17 protein-coding genes are annotated in these 18,309 nt (G+C 72.6%); 8 read left to right on the forward strand and 9 right to left on the reverse strand.

Annotated features, from left to right (window positions below; all coding sequences use genetic code 11):
* Window positions 1-31: 31 nt before the first annotated feature.
* Both ACZ4VI_RS17460 and ACZ4VI_RS17465 read right to left on the reverse strand, forming a co-directional pair.
* Window positions 32-940, reverse strand: coding sequence for a trypsin-like serine peptidase (locus ACZ4VI_RS17460; RefSeq protein WP_468000074.1), 909 nt, complete (start codon window positions 938-940; stop codon window positions 32-34).
* Between the two features lie 122 nt (window positions 941-1,062).
* Window positions 1,063-1,545, reverse strand: coding sequence for a GNAT family N-acetyltransferase (locus ACZ4VI_RS17465; RefSeq protein ID WP_468000075.1), 483 nt, complete (start codon window positions 1,543-1,545; stop codon window positions 1,063-1,065).
* Between the two features lie 50 nt (window positions 1,546-1,595).
* On the opposite strand from ACZ4VI_RS17465, the gene ACZ4VI_RS17470 reads away from it, so the two are divergent.
* The 3 genes from ACZ4VI_RS17470 (at window position 1,596) to ACZ4VI_RS17480 (ending at window position 4,865) form a co-directional block, all read left to right on the forward strand.
* Complete coding sequence (locus ACZ4VI_RS17470; protein WP_468000076.1) at window positions 1,596-2,393, forward strand: exodeoxyribonuclease III; 798 nt, start codon at window positions 1,596-1,598, stop codon at window positions 2,391-2,393.
* 118 nt (window positions 2,394-2,511) lie between these two features.
* Window positions 2,512-3,228 (forward strand): response regulator transcription factor, encoded by a 717-nt coding sequence (locus tag ACZ4VI_RS17475; protein ID WP_468000077.1) that lies wholly within the window; start codon window positions 2,512-2,514, stop codon window positions 3,226-3,228.
* Window positions 3,225-4,865, forward strand: coding sequence for a sensor histidine kinase (locus tag ACZ4VI_RS17480; RefSeq protein WP_468000078.1), 1,641 nt, complete (start codon window positions 3,225-3,227; stop codon window positions 4,863-4,865). Before ACZ4VI_RS17475 ends, ACZ4VI_RS17480 begins: the two co-directional genes overlap by 4 nt.
* Window positions 4,866-4,905: 40 nt before the next feature.
* Here the strand turns inward: ACZ4VI_RS17480 and ACZ4VI_RS17485 are convergent, their stop codons facing one another.
* The 6 genes from ACZ4VI_RS17485 to ACZ4VI_RS17510 all read right to left on the reverse strand — a co-directional run bounded on the left by ACZ4VI_RS17485 (window position 4,906) and on the right by ACZ4VI_RS17510 (window position 10,425).
* A complete protein-coding gene (locus tag ACZ4VI_RS17485) occupies window positions 4,906-5,268 on the reverse strand; it encodes an SH3 domain-containing protein (RefSeq protein ID WP_468000079.1) in 363 nt (120 codons plus the stop codon).
* A 352-nt stretch (window positions 5,269-5,620) separates the two neighbouring features.
* Window positions 5,621-7,087 carry an ABC transporter permease gene (locus ACZ4VI_RS17490; RefSeq protein ID WP_468000080.1) on the reverse strand — a complete coding sequence of 489 codons (1,467 nt, stop codon included), beginning with the start codon at window positions 7,085-7,087 and terminating at the stop codon, window positions 5,621-5,623.
* The gene (locus ACZ4VI_RS17495) at window positions 7,084-7,773 is read right to left on the reverse strand and encodes an ABC transporter ATP-binding protein (RefSeq protein WP_468000081.1); all 690 of its coding nucleotides are present in this window, start codon (window positions 7,771-7,773) and stop codon (window positions 7,084-7,086) included. The genes ACZ4VI_RS17490 and ACZ4VI_RS17495 overlap by 4 nt, the downstream gene beginning before the upstream one ends.
* Window positions 7,770-9,080 carry a peptidoglycan-binding protein gene (locus ACZ4VI_RS17500; RefSeq protein WP_468000082.1) on the reverse strand — a complete coding sequence of 437 codons (1,311 nt, stop codon included), beginning with the start codon at window positions 9,078-9,080 and terminating at the stop codon, window positions 7,770-7,772. The genes ACZ4VI_RS17495 and ACZ4VI_RS17500 overlap by 4 nt, the downstream gene beginning before the upstream one ends.
* Window positions 9,081-9,086: 6 nt before the next feature.
* Window positions 9,087-9,683: a hypothetical protein gene (locus tag ACZ4VI_RS17505; RefSeq protein ID WP_468000083.1), complete on the reverse strand. Its 597-nt coding sequence runs from the start codon at window positions 9,681-9,683 to the stop codon at window positions 9,087-9,089.
* A gap of 124 nt (window positions 9,684-9,807) precedes the next feature.
* A complete protein-coding gene (locus tag ACZ4VI_RS17510; RefSeq protein WP_468000310.1) occupies window positions 9,808-10,425 on the reverse strand; it encodes a MerR family transcriptional regulator in 618 nt (205 codons plus the stop codon).
* 296 nt (window positions 10,426-10,721) lie between these two features.
* On the opposite strand from ACZ4VI_RS17510, the gene ACZ4VI_RS17515 reads away from it, so the two are divergent.
* The 5 genes from ACZ4VI_RS17515 (at window position 10,722) to ACZ4VI_RS17535 (ending at window position 14,970) form a co-directional block, all read left to right on the forward strand.
* Window positions 10,722-12,248 carry a flavin-containing monooxygenase gene (locus tag ACZ4VI_RS17515; protein WP_468000084.1) on the forward strand — a complete coding sequence of 509 codons (1,527 nt, stop codon included), beginning with the start codon at window positions 10,722-10,724 and terminating at the stop codon, window positions 12,246-12,248.
* An 11-nt stretch (window positions 12,249-12,259) separates the two neighbouring features.
* Window positions 12,260-13,165, forward strand: a complete 906-nt coding sequence (locus ACZ4VI_RS17520) for an alpha/beta fold hydrolase (RefSeq protein ID WP_468000312.1) — start codon at window positions 12,260-12,262, stop codon at window positions 13,163-13,165.
* Window positions 13,162-14,043, forward strand: a complete 882-nt coding sequence (locus ACZ4VI_RS17525; RefSeq protein ID WP_468000085.1) for an SDR family oxidoreductase — start codon at window positions 13,162-13,164, stop codon at window positions 14,041-14,043. The genes ACZ4VI_RS17520 and ACZ4VI_RS17525 overlap by 4 nt, the downstream gene beginning before the upstream one ends.
* 95 nt (window positions 14,044-14,138) lie before the next feature.
* Window positions 14,139-14,348, forward strand: a complete 210-nt coding sequence (locus tag ACZ4VI_RS17530; RefSeq protein WP_468000086.1) for a hypothetical protein — start codon at window positions 14,139-14,141, stop codon at window positions 14,346-14,348.
* 100 nt (window positions 14,349-14,448) lie between these two features.
* Entirely contained in the window at window positions 14,449-14,970 is a 522-nt protein-coding gene (locus ACZ4VI_RS17535; protein WP_468000087.1) for a GNAT family N-acetyltransferase, read from the forward strand.
* Here the strand turns inward: ACZ4VI_RS17535 and ACZ4VI_RS17540 are convergent.
* The gene (locus ACZ4VI_RS17540; protein ID WP_468000088.1) at window positions 14,913-18,197 is read right to left on the reverse strand and encodes a S41 family peptidase; all 3,285 of its coding nucleotides are present in this window, start codon (window positions 18,195-18,197) and stop codon (window positions 14,913-14,915) included. The two genes, ACZ4VI_RS17535 and ACZ4VI_RS17540, sit on opposite strands and share 58 nt — an antisense overlap.
* Between the last annotated feature and the right edge of the window lie 112 nt (window positions 18,198-18,309).

The raw sequence follows: 18,309 nt of genomic DNA on the forward strand, positions 1-18,309 counted from the left end.
CATACGCCCCGGGCCGCCGTGCCTTCGTCTGTCAGGACACCTGGGCCCGGTCGTACAACGCCTTCGCGTCGTTGCCGAAGTACGGGCCGAACATGCGGTTCGGGAGGAACGTGTAGCCGAAGCTGTTCACCGAGACCTGGAGGCCCGTGCCCGTGGACTCGTTGAAGCCCGAGAACCAGGGGCCGCCGCTGGAGCCGCCCGTCATGTTGCACGCGAGGCTGTGGTCCTGGGAGAAGAGGAAGTCCTTCGAGGAGTTCCCCGCGCAGTGGATGAGCTTCGAGCCGTCGTAGGGCGACGCGGCCGGGAAACCGAAGGCGTACATCGGCTTGTTGTAGCCGCCGTTGAACTGGATGCCCTGCGCGCCCGTCACCGAGGTGAGGGTGCGGCCGTTGAGCGGGGCCACGACCGCCGCGCCCACGTCGTAGTTGATGTCCTCGCTCGCCTCCCACTGCGGGGTGGTGAGCGTCTTCGTCGCCGTCCACTGGCCGTACGGCGCGCTGCCGTTGTCGTACGCCGGGACGAAGACCCAGTTCGTGTGCCACGCGCCCTGGTACTTCACGCAGTGGCCGGCCGTGATCACCGTGCTCTGGTTCTGGCTGGTGACCGCATTGCCGGAGCAGGAGGCCGTACGGCCCTGGAAGGTGAAGAAGACCCGGCCGGACGTCTTCACGACCGCGCCGCCGCCCGTCCAGGGGCCGCCCGGCTGCGGGAAGGCCGTCGGGGCGATCGTGGTCGGGGTGGACGCGCGGGCGACCCGGTCGCTCAGGGTCTTGAGGGCTCCCGGGGTGACCTCGAGGTCCAGCGGGGTCGCGGAGCGCATCCGCTCCGCGGTCCAGAAGGCGGGCTTCTCCGCTGCTTGCGCCGAGGTGGCGGTCAGGGCTCCGGTCAGCAGGGCTCCGACGGACAACAGGACCGCTGCGACTGTGCGATGGCGTCTCACGCATGTCTCCTTCTGCCGAGGCAGGTGGGGGATGAGAGCGGTGCGGATCGACGTGCGTGGGGCAGCGTGCCAGATAGTGAGACGAATGTCAGGGGCGCGTCAGGGATTTTCGGTCAGAGAAGTCAGCGCGTCAGAGGCTTCGCGAAGCAGCGGCTGCTCTCGTACTCCCGGTAGTGGCCGAATTTGGTGCACGGCTCGTACCCGCTGGAGGTGTACAGGGCGATCGCCTCCGGCTGCGCCGTGCCCGTCTCCAGGACCATCCGCGTCCGGCCGGCCGCCCGCGCGTCCTCCTCCAGGGCCGCCAGGATGCGGCGGGCCAGGCCCAGGCCGCGCGCCTCGGGGACCACGTACATGCGCTTGAGCTCGGCGTCGCCGTCCGCGTACCCCTCGTCGTTCTGGTCCTGGGTGCGCCAGCCGCCGGACGCGACGGGGCGGTCCTCGGTGTCGTACGCGAGGAGGTAGAGGCCGAGCGGCGGTACGAACATCCCGGGGTCGAGCGGTGTGGCGTCGCCCTCGCCGTCGTAGCGGGCGATGTACTCCAGCATCACGGCGTCCTGGAGTTTGACCGCGTCGGGGTGGTCGTACGGCGTCGGGCGTATGTTCATGTCGGTCATTGTATGGGTATGCGCTCGCCTGGGGTCGGTATTCTCCCCGGATGCTCACTGTGACGTCCGTCAATGTCAATGGTCTCCGGGCCGCCGCCAAGAAGGGCTTCGTGGAGTGGCTCGCCGGCACCTCCGCCGACGTGGTCTGCCTCCAGGAGGTCCGCGCCGAGGAGGCCCAGCTCCCGGCCGAGGTCCGGGCGCCCGAGGGCTGGTTCACCGCGCACGCGCCCGCCGCCGCCAAGGGGCGCGCCGGCGTCTCGCTCTACACCCGGCGCGAGCCGGACGCCGTACGCGTCGGCTTCGGTTCGAGCGAGTTCGACGGCAGCGGCCGGTACATCGAGGCCGACCTGCCCGGCGTCACTGTCGCCAGCCTCTACCTCCCCTCCGGGGAGGTCGGCACCGAGCGCCAGGACGAGAAGATCCGCTTCATGGACGCGTTCCTGCCCTATCTGAAGGAGCTCAAGGAGCGCGCCGCCGCCGACGGCCGCGAGGTCGTCGTCTGCGGCGACTGGAACATCGCCCACCGCGAGGCCGACCTCAAGAACTGGAAGGCCAACCGGAAGAGCGCCGGCTTCCTCCCCGAGGAGCGGGAGTGGCTGAGCCGCGTCTTCGACGAGGCCGCGTACGTGGATGTCGTACGGGCCCTGCACCCGGACCAGGACGGGCCCTACTCCTGGTGGTCCTACCGCGGACGCGCCTTCGACAACGACTCCGGCTGGCGCATCGACTACCAGGTGGCCACCCCCGGGCTCGCCGGCCGGGCCGTGAAGGCGTACGTCGAGCGGGCCGCCACGCACGCGGAGCGGTGGAGCGACCACGCACCCGTGACGGCGGTCTACGAGCTGTAGGGCCGCCGAGCCGGTATCCCCGGGAAACGGCGGCGGATTTCGGCCGGGCACGCACCGCCCGGTCGAATCTGTATTACGGTGCTCTGGAATTCCGCAAGCGCCGGGCCGGGGAGAATCGTTGAGCGCTCGCATTCTGATCGCCGAGGACGACGAGAAACAGTCCCGGCTCATCCGGATCTATCTGGAACGTGAGGGGCACGCCGTTCAGGTCGTGGCCGACGGGCGTACGGCGCTGGAAAAGGCGCGGGCCACGCGGCCTGATCTGATCGTTCTCGATGTGATGCTGCCGTACGTCGACGGGCTCGACGTCTGCCGCATTCTGCGGGCCGAGGCCTCCGACGTACCGATTCTGCTGCTCACCGCCCGCAGCACCGAGGAGGACATGCTCCTCGGCCTCGACCTCGGCGCCGACGACTACCTCACCAAGCCGTACAGCCCCCGCGAACTCACCGCTCGCGTACGGGCCCTGCTCCGCCGCTCCGGCCGGGGCGGGGGCACCGGGGACGCCCTGCTGCGGGTCGGCGAGGTGGAGTTGGACACCGCGCGCTTCGAGGTGCGCGTCGCGGGCCGGCCCGTGGCGCTGACCTCGAAGGAGTTCGCCATCCTGGAGACCCTGGCCCGCGAACCCGGGCGGGTCTTCACCCGGGCCCAGATCATCGAGCGGGTCTTCGGCTTCGACCGGGACGTCCTCGAGCGCACCGTCGACGCGCACATGCGCAACCTGCGGCTGAAGGTGGAGACGGAGCCGACCCGGCCGCGGTACCTGGAGACCGTGTACGGGCGCGGGTACCGGCTCGCGGACGGCGCGGGTCCACATGCCACGGAGCCCTCGTGAGCTTCCGGGTGCGGGTCCTCGCCCTCGTGCTGCTCGTCGCCTTCGCCGCCACCGCCGCGACCGCCTGGCTGACGCTGCGGCAGGCCACCAGCCAGCTCCAGGAGTCCGCCGCCGCCGACCGGCAGGTCACCGCCCGGATCACCGGCGAGCTGCTCCGGTACGGGCAGAACCACGGCACCTGGGACGGCGTCGCCGGAGTCGTCCGTACCCTCGCCGCCGGCACCGGACAGCGCATCCGGATCAGCACCGCAAACCAGGGGCAGATCGCCGACTCCGACACCCTCCTCGGCCGCGACCCGCGCCCCGGCGGCACGGCGCCCCCGCTCCTCGTCGACCCCCGGCCCACCCTGACCCTCCCGGGCTGGGGCAACTTCCCCTCGGTCGCCAAGGTGACCGCCGGCGCCATCGACGCGTACGCGAAGGGCGTCACGTACGCCGCCTGTCTGACCCGCGCCGGGCACGCCGTCACCGCCCGGCCCGACGACCTCGGCGTCCCGGTCTTCGCGGACGCGGGCAGGAGCGGAACGGAGACCGGCCGGGACCCCGCCTGCGTCAAGCAGGAGCGCGTCCGGGCCGGGGCGAGCGACCTCGACGCGGTGGGCGTGTGCGAGGTGACGCGGGACGCCGCACGCGGCGCCTGTCTCCAGCGGGTGTTCCACGAGCGGACCGCGGGCGCCGCGCCCCAGCCGCTCAGCGTCCGCCTCGGCGCCCTGGACGACGCAGGGGACACCACGCTCGCCGTCGGCCCCACCGTGGCCGTGGCCGCGGGGGTCGCCGCCGCGGCGATCGTCTGCGCGCTGCTCCTGAGCCGGGCGGTCCTCCGGCCGGTCCGGGCGCTCACCGCCGCCTCCCACGGCCTCGGCGAGGGCGACCTGGGGCGGCGCGTGCCCGGCGCAGGCAAGGACGAGATCGCCGAACTCGGCCGGTCCTTCAACCGCATGGCCGACTCGCTCCAGGCGAGCGAGGAGCGCCAGCGGCGCCTCGTCGGGGACATCGCGCACGAGCTGCGCACCCCGCTGGCCAACCTCCGCGGCTATCTGGAGGCGCTGCGCGACGGGGTCCTGGAGCCCGACACCGAGCTGCTCGACTCGCTGCACGAGGAGGTCCTGCTCCAGCAGCGGATCGTCGACGACCTCCAGGACCTCGCGCTCGCGGAGGCGGGAGCCCTCACGTACCACCGCGGCGAACTCGACGCGCGCGAGCTCGTGGAGACCTGCCGCACGGCGCACAGCGCCCTGGCCTCGGCCGCCGGCGTGCGGCTCACGGCCGGGACGCCCGGTCCCGTACGGCTGTACGGCGACCCCGGGCGGCTGCGCCAGGCGCTGAGCAACCTGGTCGGCAACGCGGTGCGGCATACGGCTCCTGGGGGCGGCGTCCGGCTGGAACTGGCCGAACGGGACGAGATGGTGCGGATCGCGGTCAGGGACACGGGCAGCGGGATTCCGGCGGCCGATCTGCCGCATCTTTTCGACCGCTTCTGGCGGGCGGACGCGGCGCGCGGGCGGGCCACCGGGGGCAGCGGGCTCGGTCTGTCGATCGCCCGTCAGATCGTGGCGGACCATCACGGGGCGATCGAGGTCGAGAGCGAGGTCGGAGTGGGCACGGTCTTCACGATCGTGCTGCCGGCGCCGAGGTGATCCCCTCCCCGGCCCGGCCGGGGAGGGGGTGGCAGCTACGTCAGCACTGGTACGTGGCGCCGTTGCCGTTGAGCAGGCTGTCCTTGATCCAGCCCGAGATGCCGGTGCTGTTGTCGCGAATGTGCGACCAGGTGCCGTTCTGGCCGTTCACCCAGCAGTGCAGCGTGAGGCTGTGGCTCATCTGCGCCTGGCCGTTGGACCCGCAGTCGGTCGTCGGGCCGGAGCGGATGTTCACGTAGTTCGTGTTCACGCTGCCCGCCCGGTTGTCGATGTTCGACCAGCTGGGGTGCCAGCACGCGGCGGCGCCGGCCGGGGCCGCGACGGCGGTGGTGGGCAGGACCAGGCCACCGGTGGCCGCGACGGCGCCGATGGCCACCGCGGCGAGCTTCGTCCGAAGACGCATCAATCTCTCCTGAACTCTTGGGAATTCCCGCTCGGCGAGCGGGACGGTTCGTTCGAGTGCGGAGAAAGAATTGCCCGGTCGGCGGGCACCGTTCAATGGCCGACGATGTGCTCGGCCGCTTTTGTGCGGTGGGAATCGAGGGGCGCTTGCGATTATTTCCGGACTGTTTCGCGGCCGTTCGCGGAACGTGGCCGGAATTCCGGTCGGAGGTATTCCGCGCGCCGGGACTGTGCGGCCCTCCGGTGGACGGTTCCTCCGGTCCCGGCGGAAGCCCGGATACCGGCCCGGTCGAAAGCGGACAGCGGAGCGCCGGGGTCCGGGAGACGCAGGTTGACCGTTTCCTGTCGCTCCGTCACGTGCCCGCGAGGGCCTCGGTCGGGGACAGGCGGCTCGCGCGGACCGCCGGATACAGACCGGCGATCATCCCGATCAGGAGCGTGGACCCCACCCCGGCGGCGGTCGCCCACACCGGGACGACCGTGGGCCAGCCCCGGGACATCGCGTACACGGCGGTGATCAGCGTGCCGAGGACGGTGCCGCCGAGGCCGCCGATCACGGAGAGGAGCAGCGACTCCGTCACGAACTGGGTCCGGATCTGGCCCCGGGTGGCGCCCAGCGCGCGGCGCAGACCGATCTCCGGGCGTCGCTCCAGGACCGAGATGACCATGGTGTTGCCGACCCCGACGCCGCCGACGAGCAGCGCGACTCCGCCGAGGCCGAGGAGGAGTCCCGTCAGCGTCGACTCGGTGGCCTCGCGGGCCGCGAGGGCATCGGAGGGGCGGGAGATCTGCACCTCGCCGGGCTTCTGCGGGTACGCGGTGGCGGCCAGGACGGACCGTACGGCGGCGACCTGGCTGTCCTCGGTCCGTACGTAGACGGTCGACGGATGGCCGCCGAAGCGGAGGTACGTACGGGCCGCGGGCCAGCCGACGAGCGCGGCGTTGTCCAGCTCGGGGGCCAGGGGTACGGGATCCAGGACGCCGATCACCGAGAACCAGCGGCCGCCGAGCCAGACGCGGGTGCCGGGGGTGTACACATCGAGGCGCTGGGCGGCGGTGGAGCCGAGCACGACGGCCGGATACGCCTCGGTCGCCGCGTCCAGCCAGCGGCCCTTGTGGAGCCGGCCGCCGACGGCGGGAAGCAGCTCGCGGCCGGCGGCGAGCACGTCGAGGGAGCCGGTGCGGCCGACGGCGATGCGCTCGTTGCGGTACACGTGGGCGTTCGTCGCGCCGGTGGCGGCGACCTGCCGCACGGGCGGGATGCGGTCGATCATGGTCACGGACTCGGCGGGCAGCTCGGCCTTGCCGCCCTGGATCGTGTTGCCCGGGGCGACCCGCAGGAGGTTGGTCCCGAGCGCGTCGAGCCGGCGGTCCACCTCGGCCTGGCCCGAGCCGGAGATCCCGACCACCGCGATCATGGCCGCGACACCGATGGCGATGCCGAGCGCGGAGAGGAACACCCGGAGCGGGCGGGTACGGAGCCCGGTGCCGCCGAGCCGTACGACGTCGGCGGGGCGCAGCCGGGCGGGACGCAGTCGGGCGGACCCCAGCCGGTCGGACGGCAGCCGGTCGGGCCGAAGCCGGTCGGGCCGAAGCCGGTCGGGCCGAAGCCGGTCCGACGGCAGCCGGTCCGACCCCAGCCGGTCGGGTCGAGGCCGGGGGGCGCGCGGGGGCGTCGTGGCGGGGCGGACGTCCGGGCCGGGCTGCCCGGCGGACTGGCCCTCCAGCTGGCCGGGCTGCCCGTCGGGGCGGCTCCCTGTCCCGCCGGGCTGCCCGTCGGACCGGCCCCCCAGTCGACTCAGCCGTCTCAGCCGCCTCATCGGACCGCCCCCGTCGCCGTGTCCGCGACCACGTGGCCGTCGCGCATCTCGATGCGGCGGGGGAGCGCGGCGGCGATGTCGCGGTCGTGGGTGATGATCACGACCGTCGTGCCGGAGGCGTGGAGTTCGCGGAGCAGCGTCAGTACGGCCGTTCCCGAGGCGGAGTCCAGGTTGCCGGTCGGTTCGTCCGCCAGCAGGACCGCCGGTTCGCCGACGACCGCGCGGGCGACCGCCACCCGCTGGCGTTCACCGCCGGAGAGCTGGTGGGGCAGGTGGTGGACGCGGTGGCTGAGGCCGACCCGGGCCAGGGCCGCGGCCGCGAGGGCGCGGCGGCGGCGCAGCGGGATGCCCGCGTAGAGCAGGCCGTCGGCGACCGAGTCCAGGACCGGCACGCCGACCGCGAGGTGGAACTGCTGGAAGACGAAGCCGATCCGGGTGGCCCGCAGCGCGGAGACCTCGCGGTCGGTCAGGGCCGCGACGTCGTGCCCGTCGACCAGGACCCGGCCCGCGGAGGGCCGGTCCAGGCTGCCCATGAGGTTGAGCATGCTGGACTTGCCCGAGCCCGACGGGCCGACGATCGCCACCAGTTCGCCCCGCTCGACACGCAGGTCCACGTCCCGTACCGCCGCCACGCCTCCCGGGTACGTCTTCGAGACCGCCTCGAACTCCACGACCGCCGCCGTCACTGCGGAATCCTCACCTTCAGGCCCTCGCGGACCGCCGTACCGCTCACCTCGACCCGGCCGTCCGCGAAGAGCCCGGTCTTCACGGCCACGAACGTGCCGTCCGTGGTCTCCAGGCCGTGGCCGCCCTCCGCGAGGGCGACGAGCGCGGCGACCGGGACGGTCAGGACGTCCTTGCGCTCCCGCCCCACGTACTCGACCGTGACGGGCCCGCTCTCCAGCCGGCCGATGGCCCGCTGGTCCGTGATGGTGACGGTCACCGGAACCGTCGCGGCCGGTCCGCCGGAACCGGAACCTGAACCGGAACCACTGGTGCCGCCGTCCCCGCCACCCCCCTCGGGCGCGGTCGCACTCTTCCCCACGGACGTCACCTTCCCCTTCACCGGGCGCCCGTCGGGCAGGTGCACCGTGACCTCCGTGTCCCGTACGGCCCAGGCCGCCTCCAGGGCCGAGGCGTCGACGACGACCTTCCGGGACGTGCCCGTGTACGTCAGGGCGTTCTCGCCGACCGCCGCGCCGAGGCGGACGCCCGCGTGGCCGATCCGTACCGTTCCGGAGGAGTAGATGACGTCACCGACGCCGATCCGGCCGGTCTGGGGGAGGCCGAGCGACTTCTGCCAGCGCTTGACCGCCTGGGCGGTGCCGGAGGTGTACTTCTCGTCCACCGTGAAGCCCTTGTAGCCGAGGGCGGCCAGGTTGGACTCGAACTGGAGGACGTCCATGCCGCTCATCGGTGCGGGAGTCGACGCCGTGTCAGACCCCGTGCGCGGTGGTGCTGTGCTCGTCGGTGTCCCCTTCGGGCCCCCCGAGTCCGGCCCTTCCGGCTGACCGGCGCCCCCCGGCGCCGGTGACCCGGAGGGCCGGACGTTCTCGCGTTCCACGAGCCCCAGTTCGCGGTACATCGGCAGCGTGCCGTACAGCAGCACCACCGGCCGGTCGTCCACCCGCAGCAGTTCGCCCCCGCGCTCGACGCGCGCGCCCGGCTCCGGCAGCCAGGTGACCGTCCCGGTCGCCTTGACCGGCAGCGGTATCTCCGATCCGTACCCCAACTCGCCGTCCACCTTGGTCCGTTCGACGAGCGTCGCGCGGGTGACCTGCACCGTGGAGTCCGCCCGGGCCGGCGCGGTCGGGTTCTCGTCCCCGCCGCCGCCGAGACCGAGCGCCCCGACCACGGCGACCGCCGTGACCCCCACGAAGCCCGAGGCCACGAGCAGGGTCCGCCCACGGCGCCGCCGCCCCGGAGCGGGTGTCCCGGTGTCCGGCTCGGTCTCCTTCATGTCGTACGTCTGTGTGCTGTCAGTGCCCGTCATGTCAGGTCAGCCCTTGCCCGGTCCCGTCTCGACGGGGTCGCCGATGATCGGCGCGCACGTGCGGGCGGCCCGCTTGGCCCCGGCCGACGACTGGTCCCACAGGGGTTCGGCCGCGTTGTTGTTCTCGCCGTACCCGTCCGGACCGGGGTCCGGGAAGTCGGGGGCCCCGTTCTTCTGCATGCACTCCGCGTACTCGCGCCGGAGCTTGATCTGCTCGGGCGAGAGCTTGGGCAGGAGCCTCTTCTCAAGAGCCGCGGGTACGGGCGGGTTGAGCGGCCTGCACTGCTCCGAGGCCTTCAGATACGTCGGATTCTTCTTCAGCGCGGCGTTGTCCCCGAGGTCGACCTGGCCGTTGGCGTCCGGGTCGGGCGCGTCGACGCCGTTCTCCCGCAGGCACTTCACGAACGCGCGCTTGGCTTCCACGTACGCGGCGATCTCGGCCTCTTCGCCGCCGCCTCCCGGGTCCTTCCCCGCCCCCTTGGTGGTGGTGGCGCCCCCGGCCGTCGGAACCCTCGCCCCGCCGTCGTCGCTGCCGCAGCCGGTCAGCGCGAGGGCCATGACCGAAGCGGCCGCGGCCATCAGCACCCGGTTCGTCGTCCTCATCGGTTCTCCCGCTCCTCCTGTCGGGCCCGGGCCGCGAGTGCGGTGGGCGGGACCGACCGTAGGACGGAGGTGATGAAGAACCTTTGAAGAACCTGTCACCTGATCATGAGGCCGCCGGCGGGGATCAGGGCTCGCGCAGCCGGCGGTCCAGGGCCATCGACAGCTCCGCCTCCACCACGCTCTTCGCGAGCGGGCGCAGCCGCTGGATGTCCTTCTCCTCGGCGTGCTCGCGCAGGAGTTCGGTGAAGAGTCCCGCCAGCGCGTCCGCGTGCTCGCGGACCGCCCGGCCCGCCTCCAGGACGGCGGCGAGCGGGATGCCCTCCTTCACCAGGGCGGCGGAGACGTCGAGCAGCCGGCGGCTGATGTGGACGATGGTGTCGCCGTCGGTGGCCAGGTAGCCGAGGTCGAGGGCGGCCAGCAGGTTCTCGGGGGTGACCTCGCCCGCGAAGTAGTCGGCCAGTTCCTGGGGGGTGAGCCGGACCGGCTCCTCCTCGGTGGGTTCGCCGAGGCCGAGGACCTCGCTGACGTCCTTGCCGCTCTCGAAGGCGGTGTTGAGGTCGGCGATGCCGTTGAGGGTGTGGCCGCGTTCGAGCAGGGCCGCGATCGTACGGAGCTTGGCGAGGTGGTGGTCGTCGTACCAGGCGATCCGGCCCTCGCGGCGGGGCGGTGCGATGAGTCCGCGCTCGCGGTAGAAGCGCAGGGTGCGCACGGTGATGCCGGCCTTCGCGGCGAGCTCGTCCATGCGGTACTCGCGTACGCCCGTCGCGTCGCCGGTCGCGTCGGCCGTCGCGTCGCCCGTCGCGTCGCCCGTCGCGTCGGCCGTCGCGTCGCCCGTCGCGTCTGCCGTCACGTCCGGCAGGTCTGCCGTCACGTCTTCCGATCCTTCTGCCACGCCCGCAAGCCTATGTTGTACCGCCGGTAACTTTCCCTTGCCCGACCCCTACCGCTCGGTATGCGGCTGCTCTACAGTCCCGACTGTGCCAGTGATTGCTGGCGGAATCTTGGTCGGGAGCACGGGCCGGGCGCACAGGAGGCGGCATGGCGAAGCACGAGCACGTACGAGTGGCGGTGATCGGATCGGGGTTCGGCGGGCTCGGGGCCGCTGTCCGCCTGCGCCGCGAAGGGATCACCGACTTCGTCGTCCTGGAGCGGGCCGACTCGGTGGGCGGCACCTGGCGCGACAACAGCTATCCGGGCTGCGCCTGCGACGTCCCGTCCCACCTCTACTCCTTCTCCTTCGCGCCCAACCCGGACTGGCCCCGGACCTTCTCAGGACAGCGCCACATCCGCGCGTACCTGGAGCACGTCACCGACACCTTCGGGCTCCGCCCGCACCTGCGGCTGAACCACGAGGTGACGGAGATGCGCTGGGACGGGGACGAGCTGCGCTGGGAGATCGAGACCAGCCAGGGCTCCTTCACCGCCGACGTGATCGTCTCCGCGACCGGGCCGCTCTCCGACCCGAAGATCCCCGACATCCCCGGCCTGGCCGACTTCCCCGGCAAGGTCTTCCACTCCGCCCAGTGGGACCACGACTACGACCTCACCGGCAAGCGCGTCGCCATGGTCGGCACCGGCGCGTCCGCCATCCAGATCGTGCCCGCGATCCAGCCCCAGGTCGGCAGGCTCACCCTCTTCCAGCGCACGCCCCCGTGGGTCATGCCGCGCGTGGACCGCGCCATCACCGGCGCCGAGCGCTGGCTGCACCGGACCCTCCCCTTCACCGGCACCGCGCGCCGCGGGCTGCTCTGGGGGATCCGCGAACTCCAGGTCAGCGCGTTCACCAAGCGCCCGGGCGAGCTGGGCCTCGTCGAGTCGCTCGCCAAGGCCAACATGGCCAGGGCGATCAAGGACCCGGCGCTGCGGGCCAAGCTGACCCCGTCGTACCGCATCGGCTGCAAGCGCATCCTGCTGTCCAACGCGTACTACCCGGCGCTCGCCCAGCCCAACGTGGACGTCGTCGCCTCCGGGCTGCGTGAGGTGCGCGGCTCGACCGTCGTGGCCGCCGACGGGACGGAGACCGAGGTCGACGCGATCGTCTTCGGTACGGGATTCCACGTCACCGACATGCCGGTCGCCGACCGCGTCGTCGGCGCGGACGGCGTCAGGCTGTCCGAGGCGTGGAAGGGCGGGGTGCAGTCGCTGCGCGGCGCGACCGTGGACGGCTTCCCGAACTGGATGACGATCATCGGGCCCAACACCGGCCTCGGGAACTCCTCCATGATCCTGATGATCGAGTCCCAGCTGAACTACATGGCCGACTACCTGCGCCAGCTCGACGCCCTCGGAGAGCGCGCCGCGCTCGCCGCCCGGCCGTCCGCCGTCGGCGCCTGGAACAACAAGGTGCAGGGCCGGATGGAGCGGACCGTGTGGAAGGCGGGCGGCTGCGACAGCTGGTACCTGGACGCCAACGGCCGCAACACCACGCTCTGGCCGGGCACGACGAGTGAGTTCCGGCGCGAGACGCGGCGGGTGGACCTCGCGGAGTACGAGGTGCTGCGGCCGGCCGCCCCGAGCGTGCCCGCACCCCGCCGTACGTCCCGCAAGAAGGAGACGGTCAAGTGAGCGGCCCCCGTATGATCACCGCCGTCTCGGCCGACGGCTCGCGGATCCACGTCGAGGTGTACGGCCCCGAGGGCGCGCCGGCCGTCGTCCTGGCCCATGGCTGGACCTGCTCGACCGCCTTCTGGGCCGAGCAGATACGGGACCTCTCCCGCGACCACAAGGTCATCGCCTACGACCAGCGCGGCCACGGCCGCACCCCCGCCATGGCCGGCCCCTCCGGCTACTCGACGCGGGCGCTCGCCGACGACCTGGAGGCGGTGCTCGCCGCGACCCTCGGCCCCGGCGAGCGGGCGGTCCTGGCCGGGCACTCCATGGGCGGCATGACGCTGATGGCGGCCGCGGCGCGCCCCGCGTTCCGGGAGCACGCGGCCGCCGCGCTGCTCTGCTCGACCGGGCCGTCCCGACTGGTGGCCGAGGCCCTCGTCGTACCGCTGCGGGCGGGCGGGCTGCGGACGCGGCTGACGAAGGGGATCCTGGGAGCGAGGGCACCGCTCGGCCCGGTCACTCCGCTCTCCCGCAGGATCCTCAAGTACGCGACGATGGGCCCGGGTTCGGCGCCCGGGCGTGTCGACGCCTGCGCCCGGATCGTGCACGCCTGCCCGCGCCGCGCGCGGGTGGCCTGGTCGCGGGTGCTCGCGGAGCTCGATCTCGACGCGGGCGTACGGGAGTTGGAGCTGCCCGTGGCCGTGCTCGTCGGCACGGCCGACCGGCTCACCCCGCCCGTGCACTCCCGCGGCCTGGCGGCGGCGCTGCCCCAGTGCGTGGGTCTTGAGGAGCTGGCGGGGATGGGCCACATGACGCCGGTGGAGGCACCGGAGGCGGTGACGGCCCGGATCAGGGAACTCGTCGGAACCCACATCGGAACCCACATCGGAACGCACGCCGGAACCCACATCGAAATGAAGGAGGACGCATGAGCAGGGTGAGCCTGGAGGGCCAGGTCGCGGTCGTCACCGGAGCGGCCCGCGGGGTCGGCGAACTCCTCGCCCGCAAGCTCTCCGCGCGCGGTGCGAAGCTCGCGCTGGTGGGTCTGGAGCCGGAGGAGCTGAAGCAGGTCGCCGGCCGGCTGCACACCGAGGCGGACTGGTGGCACGCGGACGTCACCGACCACGAGGCGATGGCCCGGGTGGCCGCCGAGGTCAAGGAGCGCTTCGGCAAGGTCGACATCGTGGTCGCCAACGCGGGTGTCGCGGCGGGCGGTCCGTTCGTGGACTCCGACCCGGTCGCCTGGCGGCGCGTCATCGAGGTCAACCTGATCGGCGGGGCGGTGACCGGACGGGCGTTCCTGCCGGTCCTGATGGAGTCCCGCGGCTACTTCCTCCAGATCGCCTCGCTCGCGGCGATGACCCCGGCGCCGATGATGACGGCGTACTGCGCGTCCAAGTCGGGCGTGGAGGCTTTCGCGCACAGCCTGCGGGCCGAGGTCGGCTACAAGGGCGTGAAGGTCGGCGTCGGCTATCTGTCCTGGACCGACACGGACATGGTGCGGGGCGCGGACCAGGACGACGTGATGAAGGAGCTGCGGCAGCGGCTGCCGTGGCCGTCGAACCGTACGTACCCGCTGGGCCCGGCCGTGGACCGGATCGTGGCGGGCATCGAGCGGCGCTCGGCCCATGTGTACGCCCAATGGTGGCTGCGCGGGATGCAGTCCACGCGGGGCTACCTGCCGGGGGTCATCGCCACGGTGGGCCAACGGGAGATGAAGCGCTTCGAACCCCGTCTGGCCGGTGTCTCCAAGGGGCTGGTCGGGGCGGGCGGGGCGGCCGACGAGCGGACGCGTACGGAGCGTATCTGATCGAAATGCGCAGAGTGTCCGCCCGTGCCACGCTGGTCGAGGCCCAAGGGGCGAGCAGCCCCGTTCCCCTCTCACCCTTCTAGGAGTGAACCTTCATGGGCATGCAAGACCAGTTCAAGGACAAGACGAAGCAGGCCGCCGAGAAGGCGAAGCAGGCCGCTGAGCAGGCGAAGCAGAAGATGGGCGCGCGCGAAGAAGCGTCCCAGCGCGCCTCCCGGGCCAAGGGCCGCCCCTCCCCGGAGGAGCAGCAGCGCCGGGCCCAGCAGGAGGACCAGGAACGCCTCGACATGGACTACGACGCCTGACGTCTGTCCACGGGAACCTCTGAGGTCCCGTACGAGAAGGCGCACCCGGGACGCCGGGTGCGCCTTCCGCGTGTGCGGACCACGATCTACGGTGACGACCATGCCCGAACTGCAGCTGCTCCGAGCCGACCACGCGCCCGCGCTTCTCGCGTTCGAGCGGGAGAACCGGGCGTACTTCGCCGCCCATGTGCCCGATCGCGGGGACGCGTACTTCGAGGAGTTCGCGGCGCGGCATCAGGAGTTGCTCGACGCGCAGGAAGCCGGGGAGATCCTCTTCCACATGCTCGTCGGGGACGGCGGGGAGATCCTCGGGCGGTTCAATCTCGTCGATGTGGCCGATGGGGAGGCCGAGTTGGGGTTCCGCGTCGCCGAGAAGGCCGCCGGGCGAGGGGTGGCCACGGCCGGGGTGCGGGCGCTCTGCCGGCTCGCGGTCACCGCGTACGGGCTGCGGCGGCTCCGGGCCTGCGCGGCCCTCGCGAACGGCGGGTCGAGGGCTGTGCTCGCGCGGACCGGGTTCGTGCCCGTGGGGGATGTCGTCCTCGACGGGGACGAACCCGGCACCGCCTATGAGTCGGACCTCGGCGGGAGCTTCGGGCGGGAGCGGTCCGGGACGTCGGCGTAGCCCGGTGGGGTCGCCGCCGGGGTCTCCGCGAGCAGGGAGAGCGCCACCTCGACCGCGTCGTCCAGCTGGGCGTGCCGGCCCTCGGCCCAGTCCAGTGGCGTGCGCATGATGGCCAGGTCCGGGTCCACGCCCCGGTTCTCGACGGACCAGCCGTACTCGGGGAACCAGGCCGCGTTCATCGGCACCGTGATCTGCGTGCCGTCGCCCAGCCGGTGCCGCCCCGTCATGCCGACCACACCGCCCCACGTCCGCTGACCCACCACCGGCCCGAGCCCGAGCAGCTTGAACGCGGCCGTGATCATGTCGCCGTCCGAGGACGTGGCCTCGTCCGCGAGCGCGACGACCGGGCCGCGCGGGGCGTTCGAGGCGTACGAGACGGGCTGGGCGTTACGCGTCAGGTCCCAGCCCAGGATCTTCCGGGTGAGCGTCTCCACCACCAGCTCACTGATGTGACCGCCCGCGTTGCCGCGCACGTCCACGATCAGGGCCGGCCGCGAGACCTCCATCCGCAGGTCCCGGTTGAACTGCGCCCAGCCCGAACCGCCCATGTCCGGGATGTGCAGGTACCCGCACTTGCCGCCGCTGACCTCCCGTACCACCGCGCGCCGCTTCGCCACCCAGTCCTGGTAGCGCAGCGGCCGTTCGTCGATCAGCGGCACGATCGCGACCCGGCGCGCGCGCCCCTCGCCCTCCGCCGGCTCGAACGTCAGCTCGACCGTCGTGCCGCCCGAGGAGGCCAGCAGCGGATACGGGCCGGTCACCGGGTCCACCGGACGCCCGTCCACATGGGTGAGGACCGCGCCCTCCCGGATGCCGGTGCCCGCGAGCGGCGAGCGCGCCTTGGAGTCCGAGGAGTCGCCGGGCAGGATCCGCTTGACCATCCAACGGCCGTCCCGGGGAACGAGGTTGGCGCCGAGCAGGCCCATCGGCCGCTGGTAGTGCGGCGGTCCCTCGTTGCGCCGTGCGGGCGTCACGTACGCGTGCGAGGTGCCCAGCTCGCCCATGACCTCGCGCAGCAGATCGGCGAACTCGTCGGGGGACGCGACCCGTTCGACGAGCGGACGGTACTGGTCCAGTACCGCCGTCCAGTCGACGCCGCACATGCCCGGCTCCCAGAAGTACGCGCGGACGATGCGGCCCGCCTCGTCGTACGCCTGGCGCCACTCCGCCTCCGGGTCGACCTCGTGCAGGATCCGCCGCAGGTCGATGTAGACGGTCGAGTCGCTGTCCCCGGTCTCCGTCGACGGCACCGCCCGCAGCTCGCCCTCGTCGACCACGACGAGCCGCGAACCGTCGCCGCTGACGGCGAACCAGTCGAGGTGCTGGACCAGTTCGGTCTTCCGCGCCTTGGTGATGGTGAAGTGCTCCAGCGTCGGTCGGCCCGTCATGTCGGCCGGGTTGGCGAACGTCTCGCCGAGCGCGCCGGAGATCGGCCAGCGCAGCCAGACGAGCCCGCCGCCGCTGACCGGGCGCAGCCCCGAGTACTTGGACGCGGCGACCGGGATGGGGGTGACACGGTCGGCGAGCCCCTCCACCTCCACGATCGTCATGCCCTCGGCGGTCTCAGTGTCCGCCTCCGCCGGGTCGAGCCCGCCCGCCGCCGGCCTGCCGTCCGGCAGCAGCGCGAAGGGCGAGGGGGTCGCGGAGGAGAGCGGTACGAGATAGGGGCGGCAGCCCAGCGGGAAGGAGAGGTCGCCGGTGTGCACGTCGTACACCGGGTCGAAGCCGCGCCAGGAGAGGAAGGCGAGATAGCGGCCGTCGCGGGTGAAGACCGGATTCTCGTCCTCGAAGCGGCCGTTGGTGACCTCGACGATCGTCGGGGTGCCGGGACCGGAGATCCGGGCCATCTTGATCTTCCGCAGCGAGCGGCCGATCCCCGGGTGCGACCAGGTCAGCCAGGTCCCGTCGGGGGAGAAGGCGAGATCGCGGACCGGCCCGTTGTCCGAGCGGATCAGCTCGGTGACTTCGCCGTTGGAGGCCTCCGTCGCGTCGATCAGCAGCAGCCGGCCGTCGTTGGAGGCGATCGCGAGCCGCTCGCCGGCCGGGTCCGAGATCATCTCCTCGACCCGGCCGAGCTCGCCGATCGCCAGCCGGCGCGGCTCCCGGTCCCCGCTGGCCCGCGGCAGGTACGCGACCTCGATGGCGTCCTCGCCCTCGGCGTCGGTGACGTACGCGACCTGGTCGCCGCTGCCCAGCATCTCCGGCAGCCGCACCCGTACTCCCGGGGTGTCCGTGATCGTGCGGGCCGGGCCGTCGCGGTGGGTGAGCCAGTACAGGCTGCCGCGCACCGACACGGCGCTCGCCCGCCCGGTCTCGTCGACCGAGATCGCGTCCACGTGGTTGGCGGCCGGGACCTGGTAGCGGCGCCGTCCGGCGCGCGGGCCCCCGAGCCGTACCTCCAGCTTGCGCGGGGCGGCGTCGGGCACGGTCAGGTCGTCGACGATCCACAGGTCGCCCGCGCACTGGTAGACCACCCGCCGCCCGTCGCTGGAGGCGTGCCGGGCGTAGAAGGCGTCGTGGTCCGTGTGGCGGCGCAGATCGGTGCCGTCGGGCAGGCAGGAGTAGAGGTTGCCGACGCCCTCGTGGTCGGAGAGGAACGCGATCCGGCCGGCCACGAACATCGGCGAGTCGAGATGGCCGCCGATGTCCGGCAGCAGCCGCTCCCCGTGCAGCCAGAGCCGCCCGGTGGCCCCGCCCCGGTACCGCTTCCAGGCGGCCGGCTCGTGCGGCGGCTTTCCGGTGAGGAGGAGCGTGCGCCGCTCCACCCCGGACTCGCCCTCGACATCGGCGACCTCGATGTGGGAGGCCGGGCCCCAGGGCATCCTGCCGCCGGGGGAGCCATCGGTGGGGACGGTGTAGGCCCAGGAGAAGTACGAGAAGGGCTGGCCGTGCGAGGAGACGGCGAGGATGTCGCCGTCCGGCGACCAGGAGCAGACCCGGGTGTCGGTCGAGCCCCAGTAGGTGAGCCGCCGTGAGGGGCCGCCCTCGACGGGCGCGAGATGGATCTCGGGGTCGAGACTGCGCCAGGTCGTGTACGCGATGTGGCTGCCGTCGGGCGAGAACCGGGGATGGCCGACCCGGGTCCGGTCGACCGTGACCCGCCAGGCGCGGCCGGGGGACTGGCCGTCGGGCACCAGGGGCGCGAGCCAGAGGTCGTCCTCGGCGGCGAAGCAGAGCAGGTCGTCGTGGAGGTGCGGGAAGCGGAGATACGCGGCGTCGTCACTCACCTCCTCATGCTTTCCGCGCGGAGGGGGTGCGGCAACTCGTACGGGTGTGTGGGCCAGAACACGTACGAAACGGTTTCGTTTCGCCGGGCTCCCGGGTACCTTCGTACTGTAC

This window comes from Streptomyces sp. NPDC029169 (assembly GCF_055563935.1).